The following is a 20,456-nucleotide window of genomic DNA, read 5'->3' as shown; positions in this document are numbered from 1 at the left end:
GAGGGAGGTTTATGTCCTTCCTTTTTTGTTACAGAAAAGAGGTGACGTGTGTGCGGTATTTCCACTATTTATCAACACATCAAGAAGAAAATGTATTTTATCAAGCGCCGAAACAGGTCACGAAAGAGGCGCCTAAGAAGTTGCTTGAGCACGCATTGGGGGCCGTATTATATATGCCGGCAACCCGCCCGGACATAGCGGCGATGATAACAGAACACAAATATGAGGATTTATCATCTATTGTTTTCTGTCTGGAGGATGCGATTGGAGATCATGAGGTCAAGCGGGCTGAACATAATGTGAGCCGCCAATTGGAGTTGATTGAGCAGGCGATCCAGCACCGCAAGATAAAGCCGGACCATCTCCCGTTTATGTTTGTGCGTGTACGGTCTCCGAAACAGCTGCTGCAATTAGCCGATACCCTGAAACCTGCACTCCATTTGTTAACAGGATTTGTCTTCCCAAAATTCTCAGCGGAAAACGCCCGTGACTATGTTGAAGCACTTGAAGGCATATCCGGTGACATGAAGGTGCCGCTTTACGGCATGCCGATATTGGAAACACCCGATTTGTTAATGAAAGAGACAAGGGCTGCTGCTTTGTCTGAACTAAGTATGATTTTGCATCAGCATCAGGACTTGATCTTAAATGTGCGCATCGGTGCGACTGATTTATGCGGACTATACGGCATCAGAAGAAAGCCGAAGCAAACGATATATGATATCCGCATGATTGCGGACTTTATGTCAGATATCATCAATTACTTCGGCCGGGAGTTCATTATTTCAGGCCCTGTATGGGAGTATTTTCAGACATCGCAAAAGCCCTATCTGCTATCGACGCACCCGCCAGTTGAGTTGAATGAGTATGTAAAAGGTTTGGTGAAGGAAACCGAACTTGACATCGCCAACGGCATTCACGGAAAAACGGTCATTCATCCGACCCATATCAAAATTGTAAACAGCCTGTATGTTGTAACAAAGGAAGACTATATGGATGCGTTAAGCATTATTCATCACGGAAACGGTTCAATCGGCGTGATGAAAAGCCATTTTTCTAACAAAATGAATGAAATCAAGCCTCATATGAAATGGGCTGAAAAAATCTTATTAAAATCAGAAATTTATGGGGTGTATCATGAAAACCGATCTTTCACCGATTTGCTCAACGAACAGCAAAACCCTTCAAATATTGGACAATATGGCGGTTGATCTGTCGGTCACAGACAACCCGCTTTTCATACCTGAACAAGCATTATTCGAGATGGCGGCAAGAGTGAATAAAAAAAGGGGCTTTTTATTTGTCAGCAAAGTGCTGGGCAAACATATCCCGGTTCACCCGCTGAAGCCGCTTTTAGCGTCCGGGCTGCTTGCCTTGGAATACGCTGAGCGGAAAACCGGACAGGAGATAAAGGAAAAAAACGAGATTTTGAACGGACTTCTTTCAGAAACGGAAAGCGAGCTTCAAGCTGCTTATCAAACGCTTCAACAGCACCCTGTTACACTGGACGAAGCGCCGCTTGTAATCGGGTTTGCGGAAACGGCGACGGCGCTTGGACACGCGGTTTATGATTGCATTGAACAAGCGTCGTTTGTCCATACAACACGTGAACAGATCCGAAACACAGAGCCTTCGATCACATTTGTGGAAGAGCATTCCCATGCCACTGATCAGCTGTGTTACGCAGAACCAGATATGATGAACAACAGCTGTCCGATTCTTCTTGTAGATGATGAAATCACTACAGGGAAAACCGCATTACATATGATTCGGGATATCCAATCCAAATTTCCGCGCAAAGAATACGCTGTCCTGTCTTTATTGGATTGGCGGACGGAGGAGCATAAGAAGGCATACGCAGAGGCTGAACGGGAATTAGGCGTCACAATTTCAACCGTTGCTTTATTATCAGGGCGGATTTCCTTTAAGGGTGTGCCGTTGTCCGAGTCCTCCTGCAACTACAGCCCGAAGCCCCAAGGAACAGCGATAAACAGAACGGACATTGATATATCGGATTTCTTCACATCCGTTCCTTATCAGCCGGAAACATCCGCAAACGTTCATTCTTACGTGAAAGAAACAGGGCGATTCGGCGTAAAGCCGTCTGAGCGAAAGGCTGTTCACGAAGCTTGCCGCCAAGCAGCGCTTTACATCGAACAATATCGGAAGGGCAAAAGAACACTCGTGCTTGGAACGGGAGAGCTGATGTATCTGCCAATGAAAATCGCCTCAAAGCTTGGCGGTTCGGTTTCCTATCACTCTACCACGCGCAGTCCGATTCACCCGGTTGCAAAACAAGGTTATGCCGTGCAAAACGGTTATTCATTTATGAATCCGGAAGATGAGGCAGTTCGCCATTTTGTCTATAACCTTCCTGCCGGAGCGTATGACGAAGTCTTTTTCTGTCTGGAAAAGAACGTTTCGGATGAGGCGTTACAGCCGATTTTTGATATTTTCAAAGAAAAAGAAGTGCCTCATATCCACATTGTAACTCTCTCAGGAAAGGCGTGATCTGATTTGAAAGACGTTATTGATCGTATTGGGAGCTATCCAGAAGAAGATGTGACCTTTCTATTAAAAGACTTGTCCGCTGTATCCATTGAAAAAAGTACGGAAGAACGGGAGAAGTCAATTCAAAGCGGCATCCATTATTCAGAAATGCTGCCGATCGAATACAAGCCGACAGATGAATACATGAAACTGTTTTATGCCTCGCTGGAAGACAGCAAACAGAAGGTCGCATTAGCGGCGGGAGTTGTTGCGGAGCAGATTTATGAAAAAAGCGGGAAAGATGCGGTTTTGTGCAGTTTGGCAAGAGCAGGCACGCCGATCGGTGTCCTGATCAAACGTTATATCAAAATGAAGTATCATGTCTCGCTGCCGCACTATAGCATCTCTATCATTCGGGACAGGGGAATTGATGAAAATGCCTTGCATTATATGTTGAAGCATCATCCGGATGGCAAGGTTGCGTTTATCGACGGATGGACAGGTAAAGGTGCCATCACGAAAGAACTGATCCGCTCTGTAGAACGCTTTAATCAACGCTTTGGAACAAGGCTGTCTTCTGAAATCGCGGTGCTTGCCGATCCGGGGCATTGCGCGGACATCTATGGAACGAAGGAAGACTTTCTGATTCCGAGCGCCTGCCTCAACTCTACTGTATCAGGACTTGTCAGCCGCACGGTTTTAAATGAAACATGGATCGGGCCGGCTGATTTTCACGGGGCGAAATATTACAAAGAGCTCAGCGAAGAGGATGTATCCAATCTCTATATTGAAACGATAGCGGAGCAATTTCCGTCTATTCATAAAGAAGCAGAACGCCTGGCACTTAGGCTGCAAAACGATCGTGTGAAACCAGATTGGAGCGGTCTAGCTTCCATTGAAACCATCCAAAAGCAATTCGGCATCAGCAACACAAATCTGATTAAGCCGGGTGTTGGGGAAACGACCCGCGTGCTTTTGCGAAGAGTGCCTTGGAAAATACTCATTCAGCCGGGTGCTGAAGAAGCATTGCAGCATATTTTATTGCTTGCGAAGGATCGGGGCGTGCCTGTGGAAGAATACAAGAATATGTCATATCGCTGCTGCGGGCTGATTCGTCCGGCGGAGAAAAGCCTATGAACGCATTCGCCAGTGATTTAGACAGAACATTAATTTACTCGAGGCGCATGATCAGCAATCCTGATAAGGAAGCGGGGGTTGAGCTGATAGAAACACTGAACGGCCGTGACATCTCTTATATCTCGGGAGTGACAAAAGAGAACGTAAGGCAAATTCAGAAGGATCACTATTTTATTCCTGTCACCACACGCACAAATGAGCAGTATAAGAGAATTGTTTGTTTTCAGCAGGACATTGTGCCCGAATATGCTGTGACTACGAATGGCGGCTGTATTTTAAAGGACGGCCAACCTCTGAAAGAGTGGGACGAGTTCATAAAAGAGCAGCTCGCATCGTGTCTGCCGATTGAGGCTATGCTGAGAGAAATCGCTAGTCTGTCTGTAGCACAAGCGGTTGAAAGAACCCGAACGGCACATCATTATTTTGTCTATCTTATCTTGAACGAAGAGAAAATAGCCGGAATCGATCCCGCTGCTGTGAAGGAGTGGGGGGCTGAAAAGGGATGGCAGGTATCCCTGCAGGGGCGAAAGCTTTACTTTATTCCGAAGCCGCTTAATAAATGGAGGGCGGTCGAATATCTGAAATCGAGGCTTTCGCTTGATGAAATCTATACAGCGGGAGATTCGCTGCTGGATCTTGAACTGATTCAGGAAGCTGATTTCGGCATCGCGCCCGCTCATGGCGAGGTGCTGCGCCACTGTCCGGAATTACGCAAAACGAAAGCAAGCGGCATGATGGCAGGTGAAGAAATCACAGCGTCTGTTTTATCCCGAATAACCCGATTAAAACAAGTATAATGCATACAAACAGACCAGAAAGGAGGATATGATGAGACAAGAAGAGTTAATCATTCATAAAACAGTTCCCGCCGACGGTGATTGGAAAAACATGTTGTTTCAGACGCTGCCCGAGCGGGACCGCTATGAGAAGGAACACGGGCTGTCTTTTTCGAGGCTCGCCGGACAAATACTGGGTACGCCCATAGATGAAACGGACTATTATAACGACTTGTATGAGCTGTCGGTTAAGGATCATATTTATATCTTAAGCGAGACGCTTGATAAAACGATCGCGCCGGAAACGTTTCAGGCGCTACAGCATATTCATTCCATCAACCAGAAAGAAAAAGGGCTGTCGGTCAGCCGTTTTGTCGCCTTTCTGGACGGGGAGCAGCTGATTGCGAAGCATACAAACCCCCTCATGCACCGCCACTTGAGAAAAGCATTGATGACGCTTTTACATACCTTTGCAGACCATCATGAGCAGGGGCTGAATCATCCTGATTTTCGCAGAGTATTGCTTGATGTCTCGAAGTTTTCTTTGAATCACCTGAATCCTTGGCTGGAAAAAACCGATATAGAACGGGAGATGCCAAAAGTTGTTTGGTACGGAGACGCAACGAAGAGCCAGCTCTATTTCTTATATTATCTGATGTTGGCCGGCTGTGATGTCCTATTGTTCCATCCGGCGGGAACCGATCAGCTGGCGCTTGTCGATCCGAAGCAGGAGCTCAGTTTTACGGAAAAGCTGCCTGATGTTTCGGAGCTTCAGCCGTTTCCGAAAGAAAAACCGGACCGGAAATCAACCGTAGCCTACCGCTCAACAAAGGAAATTGAACATGTGCTGAATCATGAGGAATCCATGCTGTACAAGCCATGGCAGTTCAGGGATCATACACCGATGTCTGTTACGCTGAAAACGACCTATGATGAACTGTTTTTAATCGCAAAAGAGCGGGCCTTCATTCGGCCGAATTTCAAAGCCGATAAACATTCCATTGAGATTCCGAATGTATTCGCCAAAATCATGGGCGTGTCGAAAGACCATAAAGAATATTGGAACAGGCTTCATACATTAGAGGATTACCAGGAAACAGAAATGATCAGAAGCTTTCCGTTTACAGCAGAAATCAAATCGAACTATCAATTTCATTACAGCCACGCGCTAGACCATGAAGGGAACATTGATCCGGACAAGCTGATGGCAAGCAATGTGTGGCAGTACAAGCAGCTTCCGGCGGGCGTTCAGGCTGCCATTGCCAAAACGATTTCGAGAATGTGCAGGCACCCGCGTCTTAAAGCTTTGCATCAGGAACAAGTCAAGGATGTTCAAATTTACTTGTTTAAACAAACAACGAACCTGTCTGCTAAGCTGCTGAAATTGATTCAAATGTTCGACTATGCGCAAACTGTTCCGAAACTCGTTTTATATCATACGGAAATGAGCGGCAGACTCACGCGTTCAGACGCTGCCGCCCTGCTGTTCCTGAATGAAATCGGAATCGATATCATCATGTATAACCCTCCCGGCCATCAAGACATTGAGCAGTTTATTGAAGAGGATCAGTATGATATCCACTGGCTGGATGACATGGTGTTTCAGCAGGACTATAAGGAGCCTTCACTTGTAAAAAGGCTGTTCAGAACGATTACCCAAAAGTAAGGAGAGAAGAAAAGCATGACAACAGAAAATCAAAACCCGCTTGTTCTTGATAAAAACGAAGAAATTTCCCAGCAAAAAGCTGACGATATCCGTCTGCAGCTCCGCCAGGAACCAGAGGTGAAACGGCTAGTCCAACAAATTGACGTGAAAAACCAAATGGAGCTGCTTGAGTACGGAAAGGAGCCGGCCGTTGAAATCTCTAAGTTCTCTGACCGCATCTTGGGGATGATGAAAACGACAAGCGTGACAGACTCAGGCACGATGCTGACCCAGCTTGGAAAAATCATGGACCGTTTTGACAAAAACGATTTTGACGAGCCAAAGGGACTGATGGCTAAAATTTTCAAACGCGGCGGCAGCATGATTGAGAAAATCTTTAAAAAGTACCAGACGCTCGGCGGAGAAATTGAAAAAATCAACGTTGAGATTTCTAAATATAAAGATGAGATGACCAAAACAAACTATACGCTCGATGAAATGTATGAAAACAATATTAATTACTATATGGAGCTTGAAAAATACGTTGTTGCCGGACAAATGAAGCTGGAAGAGATGCAGTCCATTCTCCCTTCATATGAAGAAAAAGCAGCAAGCGGAAATCAGCTAGCGCAAATGCAGCTTGATACGCTGCGCAACGGCATTCAGGCGCTTGAGGAGCGGGTATACGACCTTGATATGGCGCGAATGGTAGCGCTTCAAACTGCACCGCAAATCCGCCTTCTTCAGCGCGGTAATGCGAAGCTGATCGGAAAAATCAACTCCGCTTTCATCATCACCATTCCGATTTTCAAAAACGGCATTATTCAGGCTGTCACAGTAAAACGGCAAAAGCTTGTGGCTGACTCCATGAGCGAGCTTGATCGCCGGACAAACGAGATGCTGAAACGAAATGCGGAAAACATCTCGAGCCAGAGTGTTGAAATTGCCAGAATGGCCGGCAGACCGAGCATAGATATTGAAACGATTGAATCGTCTTGGAACACGATCGTCAGCGGTATGCAGGAAACAAAACAAATTGAAGAAGAAAACAAACGCCTCCGCGAAGATGGTGCAAGACGAATTGCCGAGCTTCAGGATAATATTAAAAAAGCAGCATTGCAGCAATAAAAAGCCCCCCGCTTGTGAAATATAAGCGGGGGTTTTACATTTACACCATTTAGTTAATGACATTGTGTAAAGACAGTTGTAAACTTAAACGGTAATCATTTTGCATATCAGAGGTGTTGACAATGGGAAAACAACAGCCTATATCCCAGCGTAAGCTGCTGGGTGTCGCCGGTTTGGGGTGGCTGTTTGATGCAATGGATGTCGGAATATTATCGTTTATTATCGCCGCGCTCCACGTGGAGTGGAATCTTGCGCCTGAAGAAATGAAATGGATCGGAAGCGTGAATTCCATCGGCATGGCTGTGGGTGCGTTTTTATTTGGGTTGCTGGCTGATCGAATCGGCCGAAAAAAAGTGTTTATCATTACCCTTTTGTGCTTTTCCATCGGAAGCGGCATTTCAGCTTTTGTGACAAGCTTATCTGCATTCCTTATTCTGCGTTTTGTTATTGGGATGGGGCTTGGCGGCGAGCTGCCAGTCGCTTCAACTCTTGTTTCTGAAGCGGTTGCGCCTGAAAAGCGGGGCAGAGTGATTGTGCTTTTGGAAAGCTTTTGGGCAGTAGGCTGGCTCGTAGCAGCACTGATTTCTTACTTTGTGATACCAAGCTTCGGCTGGCAGGCCGCCCTGCTGTTGACGTCGCTGACTGCTTTTTATGCTCTGTACTTGCGGACGAGTCTGCCTGATTCGCCGAAATATGAGTCGCTTTCTGCTAAAAAGACATCGGTATGGGAGAATGTAAAAAGCGTTTGGGCAAGACAGTACTTACGGTCGACCGTGATGCTGTCGATCGTTTGGTTCTGCGTGGTGTTTTCTTATTACGGCATGTTCCTATGGCTGCCTAGTGTCATGCTGCTCAAAGGCTTCAGCATGATTGAAAGCTTTGAATACGTCCTGCTGATGACGCTTGCTCAGCTTCCGGGCTATTTTTCTGCTGCGTGGCTGATCGAAAAAGCGGGACGGAAGTGGATACTCGTCTTTTACCTGATTGGTACAGCAGGAAGCGCCTATTTCTTCGGAACTGCGGATTCATTAGGCCTTCTGCTTACAGCTGGAATGCTGTTATCGTTTTTCAATCTTGGTGCGTGGGGCGTGCTGTATGCCTATACACCGGAGCAATACCCGACAGCGATTCGCGCCACAGGTTCAGGGACGACAGCGGCGTTTGGAAGAATCGGCGGTATCTTCGGGCCGCTGCTCGTCGGAACGCTCGCCGCTCGCCATATTTCGTTTTCAGTGATTTTTTCAATCTTTTGCATTGCGATCTTACTCGCGGTTGCTTGTATTTTGATTATGGGAAAAGAAACGAAACAAACTGAGCTTGAATAGGAAAAGCACCTCGCGATTGAGGTGCTTTTTTACAGTTGAACCCGGGCTGCGGATCATCGTGTTTGTCTGGCAGAGCGCCATGGCAGTATAAAAACAGAATCGTGTAAAGTACCGAAACGGTGTGTGTTGATATAAAAAACCTGCAAGACATGTGCTGACAGTGGTGCCTCGCCGCAAAATGGATTGAAAGACACCATTACTTCTTATCACGCCTATAAATTTTATAATGTTGAAACTATGAAACAGATATGTATTGAGAAACCCTATTTCGTCCACGAATCTTTTCGGAGTGCGTCTACCCCGCTTCTCACATGAGTAAGATGCAGTGATTTTGACAATGTTGCATGTTGACCTGCATGTCGGTAGGTGAGTTCTTTTCCGCTGTAATCAAGCGTACGAATAATAGCAAGTCCTGATTCATCAGACAGCATTTTAAAAATTTGGCGGATGTTTGATTATTTGGTTTTTTATGTCGCGAAACTGCAAATAAGTCAACTTATTTTTCCAGATCGAGAGCAATAAGTCCTGAAATATAAAGAACAAAAGATTTTTTGTAAGCGCTTAATAGTAGAAAAAGCCTGAATTTTATCTGCAATATGCACTAATTAAGAAGGATTAAAGAGTATTTAGGAGTATTCACAAGGTTAAGGAGCTATAATAAAGAATATAGAGAAATGATACAGAATAAAAGAGTATATGCTGTTTGTATGGAATGTTACATAAGTGTTACGGTAATAAAGATTGCTTCATATGGAGGGAAAATATGAGTGTAGATGAGAAATCAATTAAGATAAAAGTCGAGAAAGTATCTAAAATTTTTGGGAAACAAACAAAGAAAGCAGCTCAAATGCTTGCCAACGGAAAGACAAAAAAAGAGATCCTGAAAGCGACTGGATCAACCGTTGGGGTAAATCAAGCAGATTTTGATGTGTATGATGGTGAGATATTTGTCATCATGGGTCTATCAGGGAGCGGTAAATCAACATTAGTACGGCTGCTAAACCGTTTGATTGAACCGACTGCCGGAAACATTTACATTGATGGTGACATGATAACAAATATGTCTAAAGACCAGCTCCGGGAAGTCCGCCGGAAAAAAATCAGTATGGTCTTCCAAAAGTTCGCTCTGTTCCCGCACAGAACGATACTTGAAAACACGGAATACGGGCTGGAGCTTCAAGGTATAGACAAACAAGAACGGCAGCAAAAAGCGCTTGAGTCCCTTAAGCTTGTCGGACTTGAAGGATTTGAACAGCAATATCCTGACCAGCTTTCCGGCGGAATGCAGCAGCGTGTCGGCCTTGCCCGCGCGTTGACGAATGATCCGGACATCCTTCTGATGGACGAAGCGTTTAGTGCGCTCGATCCATTGATTCGTAAAGATATGCAGGATGAACTTCTTGATCTTCACGAAAATGTCGGGAAAACAATTATCTTTATTACACACGACTTGGACGAAGCGTTGCGGATCGGTGACAGAATTGTTCTAATGAAGGACGGTAATATTGTTCAAATCGGCACGCCTGAAGAAATCCTGATGAATCCATCTAACGAATATGTTGAGAAATTCGTCGAGGATGTTGATTTATCTAAAGTCCTCACAGCAGGCCATATTATGAAACGCGCTGAAACGGTGCGGATTGATAAAGGGCCTCGCGTTGCTTTGACACTGATGAAAAACCTTGGAATTTCTTCGATTTACGCAGTGGATAAACAAAAGAAATTGTTAGGTGTTATCTATGCGTCTGATGCGAAAAAAGCGGCTGAGTCTGATTTGTCACTTCAAGATATCTTGAATACAGAATTTACGACTGTACCAGAAGATACGTATCTGACAGAGATTTTTGATGCTGTTTCTGACGCAAATATTCCAATTGCGGTTGTAGATGAGAAGCAAAGAATGAAAGGGATTGTCGTAAAAGGCGCACTGATTGGCGCGCTTGCCGGCAATAACGAGTATATCAATGCTGAAAGCACTGACGAACAAACACAAGATCCTTCTGTACAGGAGGTGAAGTAAGATGGATAGACTGCCTAGAATACCTTTAGCAGATATCATTGACCGTTTTGTTGACTGGATTACGATGACGTTTGGCGGATTCTTCGACGGAATCTCAAACGGACTTGCCGCTTTTGTAAATGGAATTGTCAGCGGACTTGGATTTATACCATCTATTTTGTTAACGATTATTTTCGCCGCACTTGCGTGGTGGATCAGCACAAGGGGAATTGCGTTATTTACGTTGATTGGTTTCCTCTTGATCGATTATTTAGGATATTGGGACCCAATGCTTCAAACATTGGCGCTTGTTCTGACATCGGTCATTATTTCGATTGTGGTCGGGGTACCGATCGGAGTTTGGGCGTCCCAGAAAGAAACGGTTCGCCGTATTGTAACACCTATTCTTGATTTAATGCAGACAATGCCTGCTTTCGTATATCTATTGCCGGCGATTTTCTTCTTCAACATCGGTGTTGTGCCGGGGGTTGTAGCATCTGTTATCTTCGCGATGCCGCCGACAATCCGCATGACTGTTCTCGGTATTAAGCAAGTGCCGGCAGATCTGATTGAAGCAACTGAAGCGTTCGGTTCTACGACAGCTCAGCGTTTGTTTAAAGTTCAGCTTCCGCTTGCGACAAAAACCATTCTGGCCGGAATCAACCAAAGCATCATGCTTGCTTTATCAATGGTTGTTATCGCCGCAATGGTCGGTGCACCGGGACTTGGTTCTGAAGTATACAGTGCCGTTACACAGCTGAAAACCGGGGTCGGCGTAGAGGCCGGTATCGCCATCGTTATCGTTGCCATTACGCTGGACCGCATTACTCAAAACATTAAAGTGAAGAAGAAAAGCAGGGGGAATGCCTGATGCTTAAAAAAATCATCGGTATCGGCGTTTCCGCCATGCTGGCGCTCTCACTTGCGGCTTGCGGTTCAGAAAGCGATGAAAATGCAACCGCGGCTCAACAGGTGAATAAGACCATCATCGGGATTGATCCCGGTTCAGGGATTATGGCCCTGACCGACAAAGCGATGAAGGATTATGAGCTGAACGACTGGACATTGATTTCGGCGTCAAGCGCCGCGATGACCGCAACACTTAAAAAGTCATACGACCGTAAGAAACCGATTATCATTACAGGGTGGACACCGCACTGGATGTTCTCCAGATATAAGCTGAAATATCTCGATGATCCGAAACAATCTTATGGCAGCGCAGAGGAAATCCATACGATCACACGCAAAGGCTTCAGCAAAGAACAGCCGAATGCCGCTAAGCTTCTGAGCCAGTTTAAATGGACGCAAGACGACATGGGTGAAGTCATGATCAAGGTGGAAGAAGGCGAGAAACCTGCCAAAGCCGCTGCTGAGTATGTGAAGAACCACAAAGATCAAATTGCGGAGTGGACAAAAGGCGTTCAGAAGGTGAAGGGAGACAAAATCAACCTTGCCTATGTGGCGTGGGACAGTGAGATTGCCAGTACAAACGTGATTGGCAAAGTCTTTGAAGACTTGGGCTATGACGTAACGTTTACTCAGGTAGAGGCTGGCCCGATGTGGACCGCGATTGCGACGGGAAGCGCGGATGCATCCCTTTCCGCATGGCTGCCGAATACCCATAAAGCATACGCTGCCAAATATAAGGGCAAATATGACGATGTTGGCACCAGTATGACTGGCGTGAAGATGGGACTTGTTGTGCCTCAATATATGAAAAACGTTAACTCAATTGAAGATTTGAAGAAGTAAAGATAATGAAGGCTGCCGAGTAATTCTCGACAGCCTTCATTTTTTCCTTCAAGAAAAGCGAAGCCAACAAAGAAAACCTTAAGTGAGAATGTAAAAAGGTTATGATGACTGAGTCACTTATCACTTTTTCCTAATCCAAATGGTCTTTAGGTTTTTCTTTATGATTTCTAGCTTTCACTTCCGTAAATATATTATTTGCGGGTTTTGCGGATTCATTGGAGGGCTTAGAGTGATGTGATTCAATCAGTGATTTTATCATTTGAATATCCTCTTTCGTCGCGGATTGTTTTTCGGATTTTAACATATAACCTAACTGGCCGTTCGATTCTATTGTAGCCCATTGTAAATCAGCCAAGTGCTGAATATTTTGTTGTCTCAACCTTACTTCAAGCATATCAACTGTTAAGCGCAGTTTTTTTAAATTTTTTTCATTCACTTCGCCGTTTTCGACTACTGTAAGTGATTTTCCATAAATAAACGTCTCAAGGGTATCCGATTTCAAAACGATATATTCAATGAAAAGAAGTGTGAGTACCATTAAAAACGTAATCACCATTGTAATCCAAATGTTCCTGTTGCCAACAGGTTGAATAATTAATGATCCAACAGCTATCATCATGACAGTCTGAGCTACCGTAAGCTGAGAAACGGATTTTCTCCCAGCTAACCGCAAAATAAGAACTCCTCCTGCGACGACCACTATAGATTTCCATATGAAGTTGAAATCCAAAAAAACATCCCCTCTTTTCAACCAATCAATAAATTCCTGCGCTGTTTTTATTGTGGATTAAATTTTGAATTCTATTCTTCAGCGATAATCACCAAACGGAATCTAAATGTAGCAGACTGCTTTTTTAATTTCATTATGCCTAAGGCTTTTTTTTCTTTTCGACATTTTCAATGGTTTCTCCGTGAGCGATTTGATATAACCTGCTTTTAGGTTCATATATTTTTTGAGAAGGCCATAGTCCATGATGTCCTGAAAATAAATAACTAACGATACAAGCGACAAAAAAGTACTCTAATCCCTTTCCGTCAAACATCTCCATTGCCAATAGGAAGGCTGCTATAGGAGTATTGGCACCGCCGCAAAAAACAGCGATCAATCCTAATGCAGCGAGAAATGACATGGGTAAATCCATGAATGTGTGTAAGGTGTTCCCTAATGTTGCCCCCATAAAAAATAAAGGTATGGCCTCTCCGCCAACAAAGCCGGTTCCAAGCGTAACTGCTGTAAAAACCAGTTTGGCGAGGAAGGCAAAAGGAGGAACATCTTCTTTAAAGGATTGCTGCAGCATCTCTAATCCCCGGCCATTGTAATCTTGTGAACCTGCTATTAGCGTTAATGCCACAATGACTATTCCGCCAACAAAGGCTCTCTTCATATGATTTTTTTTGAAAAGCTTCTCCGAAAATGTTTGTATACCGTGTCTCATTTGACAGTATAAAACACTTAATAGACTGAACATAACAGCTGCGAGAATCACTTTTATAAACGTCATAACAGATAGTTGAGGCACAATTTGTATAATGAATTTTTCGTGTTTATGTCCCAAAGCTGCTGTTGTCATAAAGTGACCGACAAAGCTGGCCGCCAGACAAGGAACAAGTGCTTCGAATTTCAGCTTTCCTAAAGCAGCCATTTCCATCCCAAAAACAGCACCTGTTATGGGGGCTCCAAAGGCGGCGCCAAACCCGGCGCTTATGCCGCTCATGATGAACAATTTACTGTCGAATATGTTTAAACGAAAAAACCTGTTTACTGCTGCAGCGATACTTCCTCCCATTTGAACAGCCGCACCTTCTCTTCCTGTAGAACCGCCAAAAAAGACTGTTATGAAGGTTCCCAAGTAGACGATAGGTCCCATTCTCCGCGGAACGCTTTTTTTTCCATGAACCGCGTCTATCACTAGATTATTTAATTCAGCAGTATCATTTAAGGTATTATTCAAAAATACCTTTCCGTAGCTCATATAGACGTATCCTAAGACCAACCCGCCTAAAGGGAGAAGGAAAATTAACCAATCCCTTTTTTCTCGTATTTCTCCTAGATAATCGTTTGTCTCTAAAAGAAAAGTTGTTGTCGAGCCAACAATGATACCAATAATGCTTCCAAAAATAATCCATCGAACAAGAACTGAAAAAAAGTTTTTATATCTTAGTATGATTTCATTCATCCATTACCCTCATTTCACACTTGTAGCCGCATTACTTATGTAAGATTCTGATACGCTTGTTTGATTTGCTTTTGGAAATTGGTGGAGAAACGAATTTACAACCATCTAAGCTAACCGTTTGAACCTATTGTTGCCCATTGTTCAAAAATTGATGATCGAAATTTTAATGAAAAAGGAAAAGCTTCTACATGATCAGCTCTTACATAGGCAGTGGCGAATGGTGAAAACCTGGCTGAAGGCCGCAGCCAAGTCCGGGTGCAGATATCTTGTATGGCTGTGCATGCCGCAAGCGGAATTTCATAAGTGAAGCGGCTTCGGTATATGCTCCTGCTTGCTCTGATTCGGTCTACATCGGTCTTTGTGTTGAATTGTAACTAGGGAGCGTTTTTCTATAATGCTGCCCGCCGGCTTGTACGACGGGCTTTTGAGTTATTCATTGCAGAAGCACAGGCTGTTATTGTAAGATGTAAGCCAAAGCCATTCGTAAAAGTGCGGGAGGAAGGTCATGAATAATCTGCGTAATAGACTTTCAGGCGTGAATGGGGAAAATAAGAGAGTAAAAGAAAAAGAACAAAAAATCTGGACGGAGATTGGGATGATAGCGGGAGCGTTTGCACTCCTTGATGTGATCATCCGCGGCATTATGTTTGAATTTCCGTTTAAAGAATGGGCTGCAAGCCTTGTGTTTTTGTTTGTTATGATCTTATATTACTGCATCAGGGCAGCGGCGTCTGGAATGCTCCTGCCGAGAATAAACACCGAAGAAGAATTGAAAAAACGGGTGAAGCAGCAGCGATTAGATTCAATTGCGGTTGCTTTTGCGGTAGTGATGCTCACGATGTACGACAGGGGGATTCCCCATACATTCTTCGCTTGGCTGAAAATGATCCTTCTTTTTATCGTCTGCGGCGGCGCACTGTTTCTGCTTCGGTATGTTATTGTGAAGTGGTCTTACAGAAGAGCGGTAAAAGAAGAAATAGAGAAGAAATCATCTTAGGTGAGATGGTTTCTTTTTTTTGTTTGGGAAAACGGCTCATGTTCCGGGCAGCGTTTTCTAGTTGGATAGGCACATGGATTTGAATTCACTCTACTAAGTTGTTTTGATAGAGTGATTGTGATAATTTAAAATGTAAGCGTTAACAAAATTCTCCAGTCTTCACATCAGTTTGAAAGGAGGGAGCGGAAGAATGAAGTAAGAGGGATATGTTTGACTCCGCATTAAGTCTTTAATAATTAAATAAGGAGTGTCAATAATGTTTGAAAAACGATTCAAAACCTCTTTACTGCCGTTATTCGCTGGATTTTTTCTGCTGTTTCATTTGGTTCTGGCAGGACCTGCGGCTGCGAATGCTGAAACAGCGGACAAATCGAATGAGCTTACAGCGCCAACGATCAAAGACGGAACCATACTTCATGCCTGGAATTGGTCATTCAATACGTTAAAACACAATATGAAGGATATTCATGATGCAGGATATACAGCCATTCAGACGTCTCCGATTAACCAAGTAAAGGAAGGGAACCAAGGAAACAAAAGCATGTCGAACTGGTACTGGCTGTATCAGCCGACATCGTACCAAATTGGCAACCGTTACTTAGGTACTGAACAAGAATTTAAAGAAATGTGCGCTGCTGCTGAAGAATATGGCGTAAAGGTCATTGTTGACGCTGTGATCAATCATACCACCAGTGACTATGCTGCGATTTCAAATGAAGTTAAAAGTATTTCAAATTGGACGCATGGAAACACACAAATTAAAAACTGGTCCGATCGATGGGATGTCACGCAGAATTCATTGCTCGGGCTGTATGATTGGAATACACAAAATACACAAGTACAGTCCTATCTGAAACGTTTCTTAGAAAGAGCATTGAATGATGGGGCAGACGGATTTCGCTATGATGCCGCCAAGCATATAGAGCTTCCCGATGATGGGAATTACGGCAGCCAATTTTGGCCGAATATTACGAATACATCTGCCGAGTTCCAATACGGAGAAATCCTGCAAGACAGTGCCTCCAGAGATGCAGCATATGCGAATTATATGAATGTGACAGCATCTAACTATGGACATTCCATAAGGTCCGCTTTAAAGAATCGTAATCTGAGCGTGTCGAATATTTCCCATTATGCATCTGATGTGTCAGCCGACAAGTTAGTCACGTGGGTGGAATCGCATGATACGTATGCAAATGATGATGAGGAGTCAACATGGATGAGCGATGACGATATCCGCTTAGGCTGGGCAGTGATTGCTTCTCGCTCAGGCAGTACGCCTCTCTTCTTTTCAAGACCTGAGGGCGGCGGAAATGGTGTAAGATTCCCGGGGAAAACCCAAATAGGCGATCGCGGGAGTGCTTTATTTGAGGATCAGGCTATCGTTGCGGTCAATACGTTTCACAATGTAATGACTGGACAGCCTGAGGAGCTATCGAATCCGAATGGAAACAATCAAATACTTATGAATCAGCGCGGCTCAAAAGGTGTTGTGTTGGCAAATGCAGGTTCCTCTTCTGTCAGCATAAATGCTTCAACGAAATTACCTGATGGCAGCTATGATAATAAAGCCGGGACCGGTTCATTTCAAGTCAGGGACGGTAAACTGACAGGCACGATCAATGCCAGATCAGTGGTTGTTCTTTATCCTGACGATATTGCAAATGCGCCTCATGTCTTCCTTGAGAATGTCAAAACAGGGGTCACACATTCTTTCAATGATCAGCTGGCGATCACCCTGCGTGCTGATGCGAATACAGCAAAAGCCGTGTATCAAATCAATAATGGGCAAGAGACAGCGTTTAAGGATGGAGACCAATTAACAATCGGAAAAGGAGATCCATTTGGCACAACATACGACATCACGTTAACTGGAACGAACAGTGATGGTGTAACGAGGGCCCAAGAGTACAGCTTTGTAAAAAGAGACCCGTCTGCGGCCAAAACAATTGGCTATCAAAATCCGGATCATTGGGGCCAAGTAAATGCTTATATCTATAAAGATGATGGAGGCCGCGCAATAGAGTTGACCGGATCTTGGCCGGGAAAAGCAATGACCAAGAATGCGGATGGTATTTACACGCTGACGCTTCCTGCGGATACGGATACAACGAACGCTAAAGTGATTTTTAATAACGGCAGCGCCCAAGTGCCCGGCCAAAACCAGCCTGGCTTTGATTATGTGCAAAATGGTTTATATAACAACTCTGGGTTAAGCGGTTCTCTTCCTTATTGAGGGAAGGGGAAAATCTCATAGAAACCATCATAGATGGTTTCTTTTTTGTTCATAAATCAGACAAATCTTTTCTCTTGCAAAAGTTTGTGAAATGTTGCACAATATAAATGTGAAATACTTCACAAACAAACACCGAAGAAATACAAACCTTGGAAGGATGATTAATGATGAACAAACATGTAAATAAAGTAGCTTTAATCGGAGCGGGTTTTGTTGGAAGCAGTTATGCATTTGCGTTAATGAACCAAGCGATCACAGATGAGCTTGTGGTCATTGATTTAAATAAAGAAAAAGCAATGGGTGATGTGATGGATTTAAACCACGGAAAGGCGTTTGCGCCGCAACCGGTCAAAACATCTTACGGAACATATGAAGACTGCAAGGATGCTGATATTGTCTGCATCTGCGCCGGAGCAAACCAAAAACCTGGTGAGACACGCCTTGAATTAGTAGAAAAGAACTTAAAGATTTTCAAAGGAATCGTCAGTGAAGTGATGGCGAGCGGATTTGACGGCATTTTCTTAATCGCGACAAATCCGGTTGATATTCTGACTTATGCGACATGGAAATTCAGCGGCCTGCCAAAAGAGCGAGTGATCGGAAGCGGCACAACACTAGATTCTGCCAGATTCCGTTACATGCTGAGCGAATACTTTGGCGCAGCGCCTCAAAACGTGCACGCGCATATTATCGGCGAGCACGGCGACACAGAGCTTCCTGTCTGGAGCCACGCGAATATCGGCGGTATGCCGGTTAGTGAACTTGTTAAGAAAAATAATGCGTATAAACAAGAGGAGCTTGACCAGATCGTAGATGACGTGAAAAACGCCGCTTACCATATCATTGAGAAAAAAGGCGCGACTTATTACGGTGTTGCGATGAGTCTTGCCCGCATTACAAAAGCCATTCTTCATAATGAAAACAGTATTTTAACTGTCAGCACATATCTGGACGGACAATACGGCACAGATGACGTGTACATCGGCGTTCCGGCTGTCGTCAACCGCGGAGGAATTGCAGGCATCACTGAGCTGAACTTAAATGAGAAAGAAAAAGAACAGTTTCGTCATAGCGCCGGCGTTCTCAAAAACATTTTAAAACCTCATTTTGCAGAACTAAAGGTCAACTAATCGCAACTATAGAGTAAAGGGCTGATTGTCAATGGTTGAGCAGCTGTATGATCCGTTTGGAAACGAGTATGTGAGCGCACTTGTGGCGCTCACTCCAATTCTCTTTTTTCTCTTGGCTTTAACTGTTTTTAAAATGAAAGGCATTCTCGCGGCATTTCTTACCTTAGCCGTCAGTTTCATCGTCTCCGTTTTGGCATTTCATATGCCGGTAGAAAAAGCGATTTCTTCTGTTTTGCTGGGAATCGGAAGCGGGCTGTGGCCGATTGGCTATATCGTCCTGATGGCGGTGTGGCTGTATAAAATCGCAGTGAAAACCGGAAAATTCACTATTATTCGTTCCAGCATTGCCGGCATTTCGCCTGACCAAAGGTTACAGCTATTATTAATTGGTTTTTGTTTTAACGCGTTTTTGGAAGGCGCGGCCGGTTTTGGTGTTCCGATTGCGATTAGTGCGGCGCTGCTTGTCGAACTTGGTTTTAAACCGTTAAAAGCGGCGGCGCTCTGCTTGATTGCGAACGCAGCCTCTGGAGCCTTTGGGGCGATTGGGATTCCTGTGATCACAGGGGCGCAGATTGGTGATTTGTCCGCTCTTGAGCTGTCACGGACATTGATGTGGACACTGCCGATGATCTCATTTTTGATTCCGTTTCTGCTTGTCTTCCTATTAGACCGAATGAAAGGAATCAAACAGACTTGGCCTGCCCTATTGGTTGTGAGCGGGCTGTATACAGCGGTTCAGACACTGACAATGGCGGTGCTCGGGCCGGAATTAGCAAACATCTTGGCGGCCCTATTCAGCATGGGCGGGCTTGCGCTCTTCCTTCGCAAATGGCAGCCGAAAGAGATTTATCGGGAGGAAGGAGCCGGCGAGGCTGGTGAGAATAAGGCATACAGTACCGCTGACATTGCGAAAGCGTGGTCTCCTTTCTACATCTTAACTGCGGCGATCACAATCTGGAGCCTTCCTGCCTTCAAAGCGCTTTTTCAAGAAGGCGGACTGTTGTATCAAACAACGCTTCTTTTTAAAATGCCTTTCCTGCATCAGCAAATGATGAAAATGCCGCCGATTGCGCCATCCGCCACGCCGTTAGATGCAGTCTTTAAAGTCGATCTGCTGTCAGCTACTGGTACAGCGATTTTAGCGGCGGTCATCGTGACAGGCCTGTTCAGCAAAAATTTCTCTTGTCGGGATGCCTTTGCGTCCATGAAGGAGACAGGAAAAGAGCTGTGGGTGCCGATTATGACGATCTGCTTTGTGATGGGGTTTGCCAATCTGGCCAACTTCGCAGGGCTCAGCTCTTCAATTGGGTTAGCACTGGCCAAAACAGGAGACTTGTTCCCGTTTGTCAGTCCTGTTCTCGGCTGGATCGGCGTGTTCATTACTGGTTCTGTTGTCAGCAATAACGCTTTGTTCGGACATTTGCAGGTTGTTACCGGAGCGCAGATCGGTGCTGGTTCTGATTTGCTGTTAGCCGCAAATACGGCGGGCGGGGTGATGGCGAAACTCGTTTCTCCTCAATCCATTGCAATTGCCGCCGCAGCGGTCGGCCAGACAGGCAAGGAATCTAAACTGTTTAAGCGGACAGTGGCGTACAGCCTCATTCTGTTATTGATCATTTGTATATGGACATTTATTCTAGCAAGATTAGGAGTGTAATCAAAAA

15 protein-coding genes and 2 pseudogenes are annotated in these 20,456 nt (G+C 44.6%); 14 read left to right on the top strand and 3 right to left on the bottom strand.

Annotated elements, in window-relative coordinates:
• The first annotated feature begins 50 nt into the window (after window positions 1-50).
• The 7 genes from ACMX2I_RS20385 (at window position 51) to niaP (ending at window position 8,501) form a co-directional block, all read left to right on the top strand.
• Window positions 51-1,211: an HpcH/HpaI aldolase/citrate lyase family protein gene (locus tag ACMX2I_RS20385; protein WP_414958370.1), complete on the top strand. Its 1,161-nt coding sequence runs from the start codon at window positions 51-53 to the stop codon at window positions 1,209-1,211.
• Window positions 1,201-2,511, top strand: a complete 1,311-nt coding sequence (locus ACMX2I_RS20380) for a phosphoribosyltransferase family protein (RefSeq protein ID WP_289349008.1) — start codon at window positions 1,201-1,203, stop codon at window positions 2,509-2,511. The genes ACMX2I_RS20385 and ACMX2I_RS20380 overlap by 11 nt, the downstream gene beginning before the upstream one ends.
• Before the next feature lie 6 nt (window positions 2,512-2,517).
• Window positions 2,518-3,627 carry a cysteine protease StiP family protein gene (locus ACMX2I_RS20375; protein ID WP_414958171.1) on the top strand — a complete coding sequence of 370 codons (1,110 nt, stop codon included), beginning with the start codon at window positions 2,518-2,520 and terminating at the stop codon, window positions 3,625-3,627.
• Window positions 3,624-4,424: an HAD family hydrolase gene (locus ACMX2I_RS20370; protein ID WP_394716479.1), complete on the top strand. Its 801-nt coding sequence runs from the start codon at window positions 3,624-3,626 to the stop codon at window positions 4,422-4,424. Before ACMX2I_RS20375 ends, ACMX2I_RS20370 begins: the two co-directional genes overlap by 4 nt.
• A gap of 31 nt (window positions 4,425-4,455) precedes the next feature.
• Window positions 4,456-6,069 (top strand): YceG family protein, encoded by a 1,614-nt coding sequence (locus tag ACMX2I_RS20365; RefSeq protein ID WP_414958170.1) that lies wholly within the window; start codon window positions 4,456-4,458, stop codon window positions 6,067-6,069.
• A gap of 15 nt (window positions 6,070-6,084) precedes the next feature.
• Window positions 6,085-7,176 (top strand): toxic anion resistance protein, encoded by a 1,092-nt coding sequence (locus ACMX2I_RS20360; RefSeq protein ID WP_148962911.1) that lies wholly within the window; start codon window positions 6,085-6,087, stop codon window positions 7,174-7,176.
• Window positions 7,177-7,298: 122 nt separating this feature from the next.
• Window positions 7,299-8,501 (top strand): niacin permease NiaP, encoded by a 1,203-nt coding sequence (niaP, locus tag ACMX2I_RS20355; RefSeq protein WP_253268801.1) that lies wholly within the window; start codon window positions 7,299-7,301, stop codon window positions 8,499-8,501.
• A 263-nt stretch (window positions 8,502-8,764) separates the two neighbouring features.
• On the opposite strand, the pseudogene ACMX2I_RS20350 reads toward niaP, so the two are convergent.
• A pseudogene (locus ACMX2I_RS20350) lies at window positions 8,765-8,932 on the bottom strand (hypothetical protein).
• Window positions 8,933-9,264: 332 nt separating this feature from the next.
• Here ACMX2I_RS20350 and opuAA point away from each other — a divergent pair.
• The 3 genes from opuAA to opuAC are packed head-to-tail and all read left to right on the top strand — an operon-like array spanning window position 9,265 to window position 12,252.
• The gene (gene opuAA / locus ACMX2I_RS20345; RefSeq protein ID WP_202328709.1) at window positions 9,265-10,521 is read left to right on the top strand and encodes a glycine/proline betaine ABC transporter ATP-binding protein OpuAA; all 1,257 of its coding nucleotides are present in this window, start codon (window positions 9,265-9,267) and stop codon (window positions 10,519-10,521) included.
• Between the two features lies 1 nt (window position 10,522).
• A complete protein-coding gene (opuAB, locus tag ACMX2I_RS20340) occupies window positions 10,523-11,371 on the top strand; it encodes a glycine/proline betaine ABC transporter permease subunit OpuAB (protein ID WP_010331371.1) in 849 nt (282 codons plus the stop codon).
• Window positions 11,371-12,252, top strand: coding sequence for a glycine/proline betaine ABC transporter substrate-binding protein OpuAC (opuAC, locus tag ACMX2I_RS20335; RefSeq protein ID WP_394716475.1), 882 nt, complete (start codon window positions 11,371-11,373; stop codon window positions 12,250-12,252). Before opuAB ends, opuAC begins: the two co-directional genes overlap by 1 nt.
• A gap of 130 nt (window positions 12,253-12,382) precedes the next feature.
• Here opuAC and ACMX2I_RS20330 read toward each other — a convergent pair whose 3' ends face one another.
• Window positions 12,383-12,982 carry a DUF421 domain-containing protein gene (locus tag ACMX2I_RS20330; protein ID WP_414958169.1) on the bottom strand — a complete coding sequence of 200 codons (600 nt, stop codon included), beginning with the start codon at window positions 12,980-12,982 and terminating at the stop codon, window positions 12,383-12,385.
• 139 nt (window positions 12,983-13,121) lie between these two features.
• A complete protein-coding gene (locus ACMX2I_RS20325) occupies window positions 13,122-14,429 on the bottom strand; it encodes a chloride channel protein (RefSeq protein WP_087993129.1) in 1,308 nt (435 codons plus the stop codon).
• Window positions 14,430-14,934: 505 nt separating this feature from the next.
• Between ACMX2I_RS20325 and ACMX2I_RS20320 the strand changes: the two are divergent.
• The 4 genes and pseudogenes from ACMX2I_RS20320 to ACMX2I_RS20305 all read left to right on the top strand — a co-directional run bounded on the left by ACMX2I_RS20320 (window position 14,935) and on the right by ACMX2I_RS20305 (window position 20,449).
• Window positions 14,935-15,509, top strand: a pseudogene (locus ACMX2I_RS20320) (DUF6773 family protein).
• A 173-nt stretch (window positions 15,510-15,682) separates the two neighbouring features.
• Window positions 15,683-17,662 carry an alpha-amylase gene (amyE, locus tag ACMX2I_RS20315; RefSeq protein WP_414958168.1) on the top strand — a complete coding sequence of 660 codons (1,980 nt, stop codon included), beginning with the start codon at window positions 15,683-15,685 and terminating at the stop codon, window positions 17,660-17,662.
• 164 nt (window positions 17,663-17,826) lie between these two features.
• A complete protein-coding gene (locus ACMX2I_RS20310) occupies window positions 17,827-18,792 on the top strand; it encodes an L-lactate dehydrogenase (protein ID WP_414958167.1) in 966 nt (321 codons plus the stop codon).
• Between the two features lie 31 nt (window positions 18,793-18,823).
• Entirely contained in the window at window positions 18,824-20,449 is a 1,626-nt protein-coding gene (locus tag ACMX2I_RS20305; RefSeq protein WP_414958166.1) for an L-lactate permease, read from the top strand.
• The last annotated feature ends 7 nt before the right edge of the window (window positions 20,450-20,456 follow it).

Source organism: Bacillus sp. SW14 (genome assembly GCF_047608225.1).
Lineage (GTDB): Bacteria > Bacillota > Bacilli > Bacillales > Bacillaceae > Bacillus > Bacillus subtilis_G.
The sequence above is the reverse complement of the archived record's forward strand: the minus strand, read 5'-3'. Positions and strand labels throughout refer to the sequence as shown.